The sequence below is a fragment of the Ruegeria sp. AL11 genome (genome assembly GCF_056540865.1).
Genome location: NZ_JBQFXO010000005.1, coordinates 133,103 through 145,985 on the forward strand (window position 1 = coordinate 133,103; position 12,883 = coordinate 145,985).

At 58.0% G+C, this 12,883-nt stretch carries 13 protein-coding genes; 7 read left to right on the forward strand and 6 right to left on the reverse strand.

The window, feature by feature from the left end; translation table 11 throughout:
- Window positions 1-2 precede the first annotated feature (2 nt).
- The 5 genes from ACR0IP_RS09845 to coxB all read right to left on the reverse strand — a co-directional run bounded on the left by ACR0IP_RS09845 (window position 3) and on the right by coxB (window position 3,523).
- Window positions 3-818, reverse strand: coding sequence for a cytochrome c oxidase subunit 3 (locus ACR0IP_RS09845; RefSeq protein ID WP_170377876.1), 816 nt, complete (start codon window positions 816-818; stop codon window positions 3-5).
- Between the two features lie 22 nt (window positions 819-840).
- Entirely contained in the window at window positions 841-1,416 is a 576-nt protein-coding gene (locus ACR0IP_RS09850; protein ID WP_170377874.1) for a cytochrome c oxidase assembly protein, read from the reverse strand.
- Window positions 1,416-1,577, reverse strand: a complete 162-nt coding sequence (locus ACR0IP_RS09855; protein WP_170462197.1) for a hypothetical protein — start codon at window positions 1,575-1,577, stop codon at window positions 1,416-1,418. Before ACR0IP_RS09855 ends, ACR0IP_RS09850 begins: the two co-directional genes overlap by 1 nt.
- A complete protein-coding gene (gene cyoE / locus ACR0IP_RS09860) occupies window positions 1,577-2,530 on the reverse strand; it encodes a heme o synthase (protein ID WP_480525288.1) in 954 nt (317 codons plus the stop codon). Before cyoE ends, ACR0IP_RS09855 begins: the two co-directional genes overlap by 1 nt.
- An 81-nt stretch (window positions 2,531-2,611) precedes the next feature.
- On the reverse strand, window positions 2,612-3,523 hold the full coding sequence (gene coxB, locus ACR0IP_RS09865; RefSeq protein ID WP_170471948.1) for a cytochrome c oxidase subunit II: 912 nt from the start codon (window positions 3,521-3,523) through the stop codon (window positions 2,612-2,614).
- Between the two features lie 176 nt (window positions 3,524-3,699).
- Here coxB and tldD point away from each other — a divergent pair, with 176 nt between their 5' ends.
- The 5 genes from tldD (at window position 3,700) to ACR0IP_RS09890 (ending at window position 10,749) form a co-directional block, all read left to right on the forward strand.
- Window positions 3,700-5,121, forward strand: a complete 1,422-nt coding sequence (gene tldD, locus ACR0IP_RS09870) for a metalloprotease TldD (protein WP_480525289.1) — start codon at window positions 3,700-3,702, stop codon at window positions 5,119-5,121.
- 239 nt (window positions 5,122-5,360) lie between these two features.
- Window positions 5,361-6,485, forward strand: a complete 1,125-nt coding sequence (gene dprA / locus ACR0IP_RS09875) for a DNA-processing protein DprA (RefSeq protein WP_480525291.1) — start codon at window positions 5,361-5,363, stop codon at window positions 6,483-6,485.
- A gap of 180 nt (window positions 6,486-6,665) precedes the next feature.
- On the forward strand, window positions 6,666-9,317 hold the full coding sequence (gene topA / locus ACR0IP_RS09880) for a type I DNA topoisomerase (RefSeq protein ID WP_480525293.1): 2,652 nt from the start codon (window positions 6,666-6,668) through the stop codon (window positions 9,315-9,317).
- Between the two features lie 101 nt (window positions 9,318-9,418).
- Window positions 9,419-10,123, forward strand: a complete 705-nt coding sequence (locus tag ACR0IP_RS09885; RefSeq protein WP_480525295.1) for a CoA transferase subunit A — start codon at window positions 9,419-9,421, stop codon at window positions 10,121-10,123.
- The gene (locus tag ACR0IP_RS09890; protein ID WP_170554670.1) at window positions 10,123-10,749 is read left to right on the forward strand and encodes a CoA transferase subunit B; all 627 of its coding nucleotides are present in this window, start codon (window positions 10,123-10,125) and stop codon (window positions 10,747-10,749) included. Before ACR0IP_RS09885 ends, ACR0IP_RS09890 begins: the two co-directional genes overlap by 1 nt.
- A gap of 33 nt (window positions 10,750-10,782) precedes the next feature.
- Here ACR0IP_RS09890 and ACR0IP_RS09895 read toward each other — a convergent pair whose 3' ends face one another.
- Complete coding sequence (locus ACR0IP_RS09895; RefSeq protein WP_170377853.1) at window positions 10,783-11,649, reverse strand: lytic transglycosylase domain-containing protein; 867 nt, start codon at window positions 11,647-11,649, stop codon at window positions 10,783-10,785.
- A gap of 353 nt (window positions 11,650-12,002) precedes the next feature.
- Between ACR0IP_RS09895 and ACR0IP_RS09900 the strand changes: the two genes are divergently transcribed.
- Both ACR0IP_RS09900 and ACR0IP_RS09905 read left to right on the forward strand, forming a co-directional pair.
- Complete coding sequence (locus ACR0IP_RS09900) at window positions 12,003-12,236, forward strand: hypothetical protein (protein ID WP_170377851.1); 234 nt, start codon at window positions 12,003-12,005, stop codon at window positions 12,234-12,236.
- 304 nt (window positions 12,237-12,540) lie between these two features.
- Window positions 12,541-12,780, forward strand: a complete 240-nt coding sequence (locus tag ACR0IP_RS09905) for a pilus assembly protein (protein WP_170378134.1) — start codon at window positions 12,541-12,543, stop codon at window positions 12,778-12,780.
- Window positions 12,781-12,883 lie beyond the last annotated feature (103 nt).

The following is a 12,883-nucleotide window of genomic DNA, read 5'->3' on the forward strand; positions in this document are numbered from 1 at the left end:
GCTTAGAACAGCGGCGCCTGTCCCCAGATGTAGACTGCGAAGAACAGGAACAGCCAGACCACGTCAACGAAGTGCCAGTACCAGGCTGCGGCCTCGAAACCGACGTGTTTCTCGGGGGTGAAGTCCCCTTTCAGCGCGCGGATCAGACAGACTGTCAGGAAAATCGTACCGATCACTACGTGAAAGCCGTGGAAGCCGGTTGCCATGAAGAAGTTCGAGTAGAACTGGTCACCGCCAAACTGCCAATCCTCATGGGCCAGCAATTCATAGTATTCAAACGCCTGAAGCGCCGTGAACAGGATACCCAGCACGATTCCGATGGCCAGACCGTTGATCAGCGCCTTGCGATCGTTGTCGTGAACCAGAGCGTGGTGCGCCCAGGTGATCGCACAGCCCGACAGCAGCAGGACCAGAGTGTTGATCAGCGGCAGGTGGAACGGATCAACCGCGTGGATATCCGGCTGGATGTATTCGGTGCCCGCATAGTCGTACATCGGGTACATGCGATGTTTGAAGAACGACCAGAACCAGGCGAAGAAGAACATCACCTCGGACATCACGAACAGGATGAAGCCATAGCGCAGACCGATGCGCACAACCGGCGTGTGGTCGCCCTGACGGCTTTCCACAACGACTTCGGACCACCACGCGAACATGGTGTACAGCACGGCAACGAGACCGGCCCAGAACAGCCACGGGGTCACACCGTGCATCCAAAGGACGGCTCCGAACAACATCACAAAGCCACCGACAGCGCCGATCAGCGGCCAGATCGACGGGGCCAGAATGTGATAATCATGGTTTTTTGCGTGTGCCATCAGCGTCCCTCACCTAAAGGCGTTAGTTCGTGTTTGTGTCTTCCTGCGTTTCAAGGGCGGCATAGCCCTCGGGCAGGTCAATTTCGTAGAATGTATACGACAGAGTAATCGTATGCACATATTTCGCTTCAAGGTCTTCGACCATTTCCGGATCAACAAAGAAGCTGACCGGCATCTCTACCCGCTCACCGGGTTGCAAAACCTGCTCTTCAAAGCAGAAACAGGCGATCTTCTGGAAATACCCACCTGCCGAATACGGCGCGACGTTGTAGGACGCCTGTCCGGCAATCGGGCGATCAGTCGGGTTGTAGGCCTCATAGAAGGCCAGCCCGGTTTCACCGATGCGCACCTCCATCTCACGCTCGACGGGCTTGAACTCCCACGCCATGTCCTTGGCTTTTGATGCGTCGAAACGGACCGTCACTTTGCGGTCGAGGATATCATCAGGCGCGGCTTCGGCGACGCCGGTGGTGCCTCCGAATCCGGTAACACGGCAGAACCAGTCGTAAAAAGGCACGGCCGCCCAGGCGAGGCTGCCCATCAGGACAACCACACCCACGGTTTGCACAACAGTTTTCTGAGGACCGGACAGAGCCATCAGTTTTGCACCTCCTGCACGGGTTGACCCAGGCTGGTGCCCGAGACCTTGACGATTGTGAGGCCGAAGATGATCACGATGAAGGCCGCAAGTGTCAGGCCAACACCCAGGTTTCGGCTGAAACGACGTTGGTGAATTTCATGGCTTTTGCGCAGGCTCATCACCACCCTCCCAAGCCGTAGGGTTTCAGCAGCGCCTCAACCAGAATCGCGCCAAAATGCAGGAACAGGTACAGCAGTGACAGCTTGAAGAAACTCCGCTCGACCTTGAAATTGTCCGCTTCCGCGTCGTCTTCGGTGCGGCGCGAGATCTGCCATGCGCCACGCAGGAACAGGGCGTTCAGCACCATGGCAACTGCCAGATAGATCGGCCCGCCGACGTCTGAGAACGCGGTGCCAACGGCCAGAACAGCCAGAAGGCCGGTGTAAACGAGAATATGCTTACGGGTCGCGCGACGACCATGGGTCACGGTCAACATGGGCACGCCCGCATCGTCATAGTCCGAGCGCATGAACAGCGCCAATGCCCAGAAATGTGGAGGCGTCCACATAAAGGTCAGAGCAAACATCAGCCACGGCTCAAGCGTCATCGACCCGGTTGCGGCAACCCAGCCGATCACCGGAGGGAACGCCCCTGCCGCGCCGCCGATCACGATGTTCTGCGGCGTCGAGCGTTTCAGCCACATCGTGTAGACCACAACGTAGAAGAAAATGGTGAAACCAAGAAACGCGCCGGCGAACCAGTTGGTCGCAAGGCCCAGCATGATCACCGACAGGCCGGACAGCGCCAGACCCAAGGAAAGCGCCTCGCCTTCTTGTACCTTACCAGCGGGAATCGGGCGGCCCTTGGTCCGCTTCATCACCCGGTCGATATCCGCATCCCACCACATGTTCAGCGCACCAGACGCGCCACCACCGATGGCGATAAACAGAATGGCGCAGAAACCCACGAACGGATGCACCGACACCGGAGCGGCCAGCAAACCGACAAGAGCCGTAAACACGACCAGAGACATCACACGCGGCTTCAGCAGGGCGAAATAATCGCCAAAGCTGGCCTCATCCGCGTATGCCTTGGCGGTCGATGTGCTGGCATTGATGCTTGCGTCGGTCATCTCGGGTCCTTTTGGGGCGAAAGCTGCGCGGTTTAGCGCGCAGCTAACGAGTATTCTAAGGCGCGAACGCCCAGTCTACGCTCAGTTCGAGGCCACCTGGAAGTTCTGCGGCGTGCCCGCATATTCTTCGATCGCGCCATTCAGCCACTGTTCGTAGGCCTCTTCGCTGACCACTTTTACGGTGATCGGCATATACGCGTGGTCCTTGCCGCAAAGCTCGGAACACTGGCCGAAATAGACGCCCTCTTTGTCAGCTTCGAACCACAGCTCGGCCAGACGACCGGGAACGCCGTCCTGCTTCACACCGAAGGACGGGATCGTCCACGAATGGATCACGTCAGATGCGGTAACCTGCATCACGATGACCTTGCCGACCGGAACCACAACGGCGGTATCGGTGGCCAGCAGCCATTCGTCGTCGCTATAGCCCGCATCAGCCAGTTTGGCGCGCATGGCGTCATCCAGAACGAAGGGGGTCACATCCGCGTCTGCAGGGCGTGCGCCTTCATCCAGCGTGGCGGGGTGGCCAAGCAGGTAGCTGTCGAATGCGAAATCGTGATCAACATATTCGTAGGTCCAGTACCACTGGTTGCCGACCACTTTGATAACCACGTCACCTTCGGGGATTTCCTGCTGCTTGAACAGAACCGGCAAAGAGAAAGCGCCGATGAACACCAGAATCAGGATCGGACCCAAAGTCCACGCGATTTCAACCGGGGTGTAGTGCGAGAACCGCGCCGGTGTCGGGTTGGCGCGTTGATTGTAGCGCACGATGCAGTAAACCAGCAGCGCAGCAACAAACAGGCAGATCACGGTAATGATCACCAGAATCATCGCGTCCAGCCTGTGAATCCCGTCTGCAAGGCTGGTCGCTGCGGGTTGAAAGCCCATTCCACCGTCAACCGGCTTGCCAATTATCTCAAGCTCCTGAGCCATGGCGGGAAGGCTGGAGAGGGCCGTAGCAAGCCCGGAAAGCATCAAAGCATTCTTCATGTCTTGTCCTGATCGTTTGATCTTTGCGTCTCTGGCGAAAAGGTATGAATCGGTGAAACCACACCCGTTGTCTTTGGCCGCGTTAAAAACCATATTCCTGCGGGTAGATAAAGCAAAATGCTTGCGTCAAACAGACGCTATTTTTGATCTGGATCAAACCGGAAAGGTCACAACCCATGACTCAGGCCCCGTTTCGCCCTTTTGAAAGCGCTCTTCCGCATGATGAAGCGCTCTCCATTTTGCAATCGGCGACCGCCGGGGCCGAGGACGGAGAATTGTTTGTCGAACGGCGGAAATCCGAGTCTCTGGTCTTTGACGATGGTCGGTTGAAGACAGCATCCTACGATGCGTCCGAGGGATTCGGGCTGCGGGCCGTTCAGGGCGAAGTAGCGGGCTATGCACATTCGACAGACGTTTCGATTCCCGCGTTGAAACGCGCGTCCGAGACCGCTCGGCTGGCCGTTGGCTACGGAGGGGGCACCTTGGCCGAGGCCCCTATGGCAACAAACAAACGCCTCTATACCGATGAAGATCCCATCGAAACCGCCAGCTTTCCGGTCAAAGTCGAGACCCTACGCGAGATCGACGCCTTCGCTCGCGATCTGGACCCCCGCGTCGTGCAAGTCAGCGCGACCATCGCCGCCGCAGTGCAAGAGGTCGAGATCCTGCGCCCCGACGGCGTGCTGGTGCGCGACGTGCGCCCGATGACTCGGGTTAATGTCTCGGTCATTGTCGAGCAGAATGGTCGCCGTGAAAGCGGCTCGGCGGGCGGTGGTGGCCGTGTCGGCCTGAGCGGGCTGATCGACCCCGCCGACTGGCGGAACAAGGCGCGTGAGGCCCTGCGGATCGCGCTGGTTAATCTCGAAGCAGTCCCTGCCCCTGCGGGGGTGATGGAGGTCGCCTTGGGCCCCGGCTGGCCGGGTATCCTTCTGCACGAAGCCATTGGGCACGGGCTGGAAGGGGATTTCAACCGCAAGGGCACCTCGGCCTTTGCAGGGCTGATGGGGCAGCAAATTGCCTACAAGGGCGTGACCGTGGTGGATGATGGCACGATTGCCGATCGGCGCGGCTCGATCACTGTGGATGACGAGGGAACGCCAAGCTCGCGGACCGTATTGATCGAGGACGGTATCCTGACTGGGTACATGCAAGACCGCCAGAACGCGCGCCTGATGGGCGTCGCCCCTACCGGCAATGGACGACGGCAAAGCTACGCGCACAAACCGATGCCCCGCATGACCAACACGGTGATGTTGGGCGGCGATGCCGACCCGGCTGCTCTGGTTGCTGATATCAAGGACGGGATCTGGGCCGTGGGTTTCGGTGGTGGTCAGGTCGACATCACCAACGGCAAGTTCGTCTTTTCCTGTACCGAGGCCTATCGGGTCGAAAACGGCAAGATCGGCGCTCCGGTCAAAGGCGCGACGCTGATCGGGGATGGACCCTCTGCGCTAAACCGCATCCGTGGGTTGGGCAACGACATGGCGCTGGATCCGGGAATGGGAACCTGCGGCAAGGATGGTCAATGGGTGCCCGTGGGTGTTGGCCAACCGACAGTTCTGATGGACGGACTGACCGTCGGAGGCTCTGCTGCCTGAGTCGGAATCACCTGAATTAGGAAAGGCACAGGGTTAACGCTGCGCCTTTTTGCCAGAGGGGCCGAGGTCAATTGGAAATTCAACCCACGCATCTTAGTGAGGTTTTTGTTTATATAGTTCATATTGTTAGCGGCGTTCCCCAATGGACTCACTAAGAAAATTGCATCTAATTTTCGACGATTTACAGGCTGTTAACCCCGACACCCGTAAACCAGTTCTGCAATCAGGCGGAGCATCGGATGACCGAAGAGCAGCATTCTTCCAATCACCCCCCACTCCCACCCACCACGGAAGAGGATCGGTTTTCGTGGCTCCGCCTATTGCGCTCACGCAAGGTTGGTCCGGCGACGTTTCGTCGGCTGCTAAGCGAACATGGCTCAGCGCAGAACGCGCTGGCCGCGCTGCCTGAAATGGCACGCGCTGCCGGAATAAACGGGTATGAAATCTGCCCTCCCGGCGTGATTGAGGCGGAACTCAAGGCCGCACAAGCCGCCAAAGCGCGGCTTGTGTGCCTTGGGTCCGCCGATTTTCCAATAGCTCTGCAGGATGTATCTGACGCGCCGCCGCTTCTTTGGGCCGTTGGCGATCTTTCCATGCTGAAGAAACCCGCAATCGCAATGGTGGGCGCGCGGAATTGTTCCTCGCTCGGCGCGCGTATGGCGCGTGGTCTGGCGAAAAAACTCGGGGATCTCGGCCATGTTATTGTCTCTGGTCTGGCCCGAGGGATCGACACTTCGGCCCATCTGGCGTCGCTTGACACCGGCACCATCGCCGTGATGGCCGGAGGGGTTGATGTCATCTACCCGGCCGAGAACACGGACCTGGCGCATAAGATCGGCGAGGCCGGTCTACGCCTCTCCGAGCAACCTATGGGGCTGACACCACAAGCCCGCCATTTTCCGCGCCGCAACCGGATTATATCGGGGCTGGCACAGGCGGTCGTGGTCGTCGAGGCCGCAGCTAAATCGGGCAGCCTCATCACCGCACGGGACGCGCTGGACCAAGGGCGCGAGGTCCTCGCCGTTCCCGGCCATCCGTTCGATGCTCGGGCCTCTGGATGCAATTCGTTGATTCGGGACGGCGCGACCTTGATCCGGTCTGCGGAAGATGTCATCGAAGCCCTGCCCGAGGTAGAAAATCGCGTCCAAACGCTCGGTGAGCCCCTTGCTACGCCAACACAGACACTCGCTGTGGCGCTGCACGATCAAATCCTGGAGCGTCTCGGCCCATCGCCCATCGCCGAGGACCAACTTCTGCGCGATATCGCAGCTTCGGCCGGTGATCTTGGTCCCGCTTTGGTAGATCTGGAACTTGAGGGCCGAATCCAGCGCCAACCCGGTGGGCTTTTGTCGCTAGCAACCTGAAATTGGCGTGCCGCCACGTGGCACCCCTGTCAGGGTTCGCCTACCCCAAAGGCATATAGGGCGCTGAAATCTTGGGGTTTTTCATACTGCAAAAGGAACGCATTGACATTCCGGCCTTGCCCCACACATTTTGCACGACCATAACAGGCGCCCTATTCGTCGAGCGAGGTTTCCCCTTAAATGCCCGTAGTTGTTGTAGAATCTCCGGCCAAAGCAAAAACAATCAATAAGTATCTCGGCCCCGACTACACGGTTCTGGCCTCTTATGGCCATGTTCGGGACCTGCCGCCCAAGGATGGATCAGTCGATACCGACCACGAATTTGAGATGAAGTGGGAGGTTGGCAATGACAGCAAAAAGCACGTCAAAGCGATTGCCGATGCGCTGAAGGAAGACAACGCCCTGATCCTCGCAACCGACCCCGATCGCGAGGGAGAAGCGATCAGTTGGCACTTGCAGGAAGCGCTGACCAAGCGGCGCTCGATCAAGAAAGATACACCGGTCAGCCGCGTGACCTTCAATGCGATCACCAAAGAGGCCGTCACCCAGGCGATGCAAAACCCGCGCGAGGTCGACATGCCGCTGGTCGAGGCCTATCTGGCCCGCCGCGCGCTGGACTATCTGGTGGGCTTCAACCTGTCGCCGGTACTGTGGCGTAAATTGCCCGGCGCGAAATCGGCAGGTCGGGTGCAATCTGTCTGCCTGCGGCTGATCGTCGAACGCGAGATGGAGATCGAAGCCTTCAAGCCGGTCGAATACTGGTCGGTCAAGGCCCTGTTCGAAACACCACGCGGTCAAACCTACGAGGCGCGCCTGGTCACCTATGCCGGCAAAAAGCTGGACAAGCACGATCTGAAAGACGCGACACAGGCGGAGCTGGCTGTTCAGGCCATCACCAGCCGCGCGCTAAGCGTGACCTCGGTCGAGGCGAAACCTGCGGCACGCAACCCCAGCGCGCCCTTCATGACCTCGACCCTGCAACAGGAGGCTAGCCGCAAGTTCGGCATGGGTGCGCGGCACGCGATGCAGGTGGCGCAACGCCTCTATGAGGCAGGCTACATCACCTATATGCGAACTGACGGCATCGACATGGCCCCCGAAGCGGTCGCCGCCACGCGCGACGCGATTTCTGATCGCTATGGCGCCGAATATGTGCCGGACAGCCCGCGCATCTACAAGAACAAGGCCAAGAACGCGCAGGAAGCGCACGAATGTATTCGCCCGACGGATATGACGCGCGATGCAAAAGAGCTGAAGGTGACCGATGAAGATCAGCGCAAGCTTTACGATCTGATCTGGAAGCGCACGATTGCTTGCCAGATGGCTGCTGCGCGCCTGGAACGCACAACCGTTGAAATCGGCAGCGACGATGCTCAGGTCGGCCTGCGCGCGACCGGTCAGGTGGTGCTGTTTGACGGCTTTATGCGGGTCTACGAAGAGGGCCGCGACGATGTGGCAGATGACGACGAAAAGCGCCTGCCTCAGATCATGCAGGGCGATCCTGCGCGGTTTGCCAAGGACTCTCTGATTGGCCAATTCGAAAAGGCGACAGGTGAGGCTCAGGTCACAGAAGGCGCAAAAACCGCGAAAGAAGCAATTCTGTCCGAAAACGAATCCGTTCTGGCGCTGCAGCACCACACTCAGCCGCCTCCGCGCTATACCGAGGCCACGTTGGTCAAACGGATGGAGGAACTGGGGATCGGTCGTCCTTCGACCTATGCCTCGATCGTGACCACGATTCAGGACCGCGAATATGTGCGCAAGGACAAGAACCGCCTGATCCCCGAGGAAAAAGGCCGGATTGTTACCATTTTTCTGCTGAACTTCTTCCGCCAATACGTGGGCTATGAGTTCACGGCGAATCTGGAAGAAGAGCTGGACGACGTCAGCGCCGGCGATCGCGATTACAAGGATCTGCTGGGCAAGTTCTGGCGCGATTTCTCGGCCGCGATTGGCGAAACGTCTGAGCTGCGCATCTCGGAAGTGCTGGACAAGCTCGACGAAGCGCTGGCCCCGCAATTGTATCCACCTCGTGAGGACGGTTCGGACCCGCGCATTTGCCCGAAATGTGGGACGGGGCAACTGCATCTCAAAACCTCTCGTACCGGCGGGTTCGTTGGCTGCGGCAAATATCCCGAATGCACCTATACTCGCCCCATCGCGGGCGAAGGGGCCGAAGGGGATGAGCGTCTTCTCGGTGAGGATGCAGGCGATGAGATCTGGCTGAAATCCGGCCGGTTCGGTCCCTATGTCCAGCGCGGAGAGCCGACGCCAGAGAACAAGAAACCCCCGCGCGCCTCTCTGCCGCGTGGGTGGAGCAAGGATGACATAGATCTGGAGAAGGCCCTGACCCTGCTGTCCCTGCCCCGCCAGATTGGTGAACATCCCGAAGGCGGTATGATCAGCTCGAACTTCGGGCGGTTCGGGCCGTATATCATGCACCAACTGCCGGAAGAGGCGAAACCGGTCTACGTCAATGTCAAAGACCCCAATGACGTGTTCGAGATCGGCATGAACCGCGCGGTCGAGATGCTGGCAGAAAAACGCGCCAATCCGGGACGTGGTCGGCGCGCGGCGGCAGCCCCCCTCAAAGAGTTGGGCGAACACCCTGATGGTGGTGCCATGCAGGTTCTTGATGGGCGCTATGGGCCTTATGTGAAGTGGGAAAAGGTTAACGCCACCATTCCCAAAGACATCAAGCCCGAAGATGTGACGCAAGAAATGGCCATCGAACTGGTCAATGAACGCACCGCAAAGAAAGGCACGAAGAAAAAGGCTGCCCCAAAAAAGAAGGCAGCCGCAAAGAAAACAACGAAGAAAACGGCAAGCTAGGGTTGGATAGGTAGAAATACCACCAGCCCCTTGGATTCGTTGACTTCCCCCTGACGCGGCGGCACAACCTGCCCATCACCATGTCATTGGGGGAGTTTTCCATGAAGAAAATCTATGCCAATGCCTCTGACGCGCTCGACGGAGTGCTGTCGGATGGCATGATGATCGCGGCGGGCGGTTTCGGCCTGTGCGGCATCCCGGAACTGCTGCTAGAGGCGATCAAAGACTCGGGCGCTCAGGACCTGACCTTTGCGTCGAACAACGCAGGCGTCGACGATTTCGGTATCGGCATCCTGCTGCAGACCAAGCAGGTCAAGAAAATGATCAGCTCGTACGTCGGCGAAAACGCCGAGTTCATGCGCCAATATCTGGCCGGAGAGCTTGAGCTGGAATTCAATCCGCAGGGAACTCTGGCCGAACGGATGCGCGCAGGGGGCGCAGGTATCCCCGGTTTCTACACCAAAACCGGCGTGGGCACCGTGATCGCTGAGGGCAAGGAACACAAAGAATTCAACGGCGAGACCTACATTCTGGAAGAAGGCATCTTTGCCGATCTGGCCATTGTCAAAGCCTGGAAGGCCGATGACACCGGCAACCTGATCTTCCGCAAGACCGCGCGGAACTTCAACGTGCCTGCCGCGACCTGCGGCAAGATCTGCATCGCCGAAGTCGAAGAGATCGTCCCCCGCGGTTCAATGGATCCGGATGCGATCCACCTGCCGGGCATCTATGTGCATCGGATCATTCAGGGCGATCACGAAAAGCGCATTGAACAGCGCACCACCCGTAAGAAGGAGGAAGCATAATGCCTTGGGATCGGAACCAGATGGCCGCCCGTGCGGCGCAAGAGCTTGAAGACGGCATGTATGTAAACCTCGGCATCGGTATTCCGACGCTGGTGGCAAACTATGTCGGCGACAAGGACATCACTCTACAATCCGAGAACGGCATGCTGGGCATGGGCCCCTTCCCGTTTGAAGGCGAAGAAGACCCCGACCTGATCAACGCGGGCAAGCAGACCATCACCGAGCTGTCACGCACCGCCTATTTCGACAGCGCGACCTCGTTCGCGATGATCCGGGGCGGCAAGATCGCAGCCGCGGTTCTGGGCGCGATGGAAGTAGATGAAGAAGGTGACCTTGCCAACTGGATGATTCCCGGTGTTCTGGTCAAAGGCATGGGCGGAGCGATGGATCTTGTGGCGGGTGTCGGCCGCGTGATCGTGGTGATGGATCACACCAACAAACACGGCAAATCCAAGCTGCTGAAAAAGTGCACCCTCCCGCTGACCGGGAAAAAGGTTGTGAATCGCATCATCACCAACCTCGGGGTTCTGGATGTGGTCGAAGGCGGTCTGAAGATCGTCGAGATCGCAGAAGGCGTCACCGAAGACGAGATCCGCGCCGCAACTGAGGCGAACATCGTCAACTAAACAAAGATCAGGGCCTGCTGCGACAGGCAGGTCCTAGTTCAGAGTCTGGAATACGCACCCATCTGAGGCATAGACCGGCGGCGTAGCGCAGAGCGCACGCGCGACTTGAAAAGCCGCGAGCACCTTGGGCACGTAGTCCCGCGTCTCTGCATATGGCGGCACACCGCTGTGTTTGCGAACGGCCCCCTCACCGGCGTTGTACCCGGCAAGCGCCAATATCGGGTCATTGTCAAACTCACCCATCAGCCAATCCAGGTATTTGACCCCACCCGAGATATTCTGAGAGGGCTGGAAGCTGTCCTGCACGCCAAACCGCTCGGCCGTAGCTGGCATCAGCTGCATCAGCCCCTGCGCCCCGGCCGAGCTGACCGCGTCGGCCCGTCCAGCTGATTCCACCGAGATGACCGCCAGCACGAGCGCAGGTGAAACATTGGTGCCAATGGTCGAGCGTAGGATATCGCGCCCTTGGTTGTTCACGATACCCTGCAGGGTCTGCAAACGGGGTGTCGAGACGCTTGTAGCGGCCAGGGCGTTGATCGCCGAATCTAGCCTACCTGGTCCGGCTTGTGCCAGTTCGGGCGAGATTTTCTCCCAAAACGCTTTATACGCGCCTTTCGGCGGCGCCTTGGACGCAACTTTGGGCGTGGTCGACGGCGGCACTTTGGCACGTTTGATGATATCGGGGACCACAAGCTCTGATCCCGTGCTCGGGGCCGAGGGTCTGGATGCATGTTCTTCGGCCGAAATCTGGATGTTGATCTTTGGCCGCTGACCCGGCTGGGGCGCCTTGATCCTTTTATAGACACCACGCGGTTCGACCTCATCGGCGCGTACGGTGTCTGGCGTGCATACCAGAAACGCCAATACGCCGGCGCATGTAACTGCGTCCCGGAGATTCATTTGCCTGCCTCATGTTTTCGTTTTGATTGATTTGAACCCCGAATCTTCGAGTAGGGCCAGAAAAACCAAGCAAATTGGGGCAGTTTCGCCTCATTTGCCGCAAAATTGCATCGCTCTGGGGGTGAGCCAAAAAACCCAACACCTTTTTAAACATTTACTTTCAATGACTTACCATTTTTATGACTAAAAAGTTAAGCCTCGAGCAAAATTTTCCCTGTTTGGCCCAATTCCTGCCACGCACAACAGGCAAACATAGTTGCATACCGAGACGATCGGGAGCGGACTGAGAGAGAAAGCTCTGAAAGACGCCGAGGTTTAGACCACTTTTTTTGATCCTTTAGGAGGGACGTAACATGATCAAGTTCATCAAGAACTTCCGCAAAGACGAAGACGGCGCAGTAACAGTTGACTGGGTTGTTCTGACCGCAGCAGTCATCGGCCTGGGCACCGTTGCTTACACCCAGATTTCGGGTGGTGCAGTTGGCCTGGCGACAGACGTCAACACTGCTCTGTCGGGCGCAACCATCAGCACCGGTACAAACAGCGGTACCGCAGGTGGTATCACCGCAGCAGGCACAAGCAACTAATTCAAGACGTTTAGTCTTCGAAATCGAGCGTCGCGACGTCCTTCGTCGCGACGTTTTCTTTTGCCAACATTCTATTTCACCGGACACCTCTAAAGGACGCTTCAGATGTCTTACGCACGACAAACGCGCCCTCCTTATTTCGACGCTAATGTAAAACAAGCAGAAAATGCGGCATAAAAATCACTTTTCCGCCCAACTCACGCCATTGCGGCGCAGCTACAATAATGAAAGTTGCCGATCGGGACACCTGTGAATGTTCTCTCGCAAGGCAAAGCCATGACTCGACGGCCTTAATAGGTGTATGATGAAAAAGATACTTGGAACATTTAAGACCTCAGAAGAAGGTGCGGTCACCGTCGACTGGGTTGTTTTGACCGCGTTGATCATTGGCCTGGCAACGCTTCTTTATTTTGCAATTTCAACCGCAACCGTCGGCTTGAGCGGGAACACGAACACGGCCCTTAGCAGTTCTGTCGTCAGCACCGGCACATCGGCAGGTGGCAGTGGCGGTTTTACCACTGCTGGTACCGCAGGCGGCAACTGACCGCACCAAACACGGCAAGACGTCTAAGCCAGACAATCGCCATCAAAGGATGGCGATTTTGTTTGTTTTGTATGGCTTGTTGGGATGGTTGTTTGCAAACAGA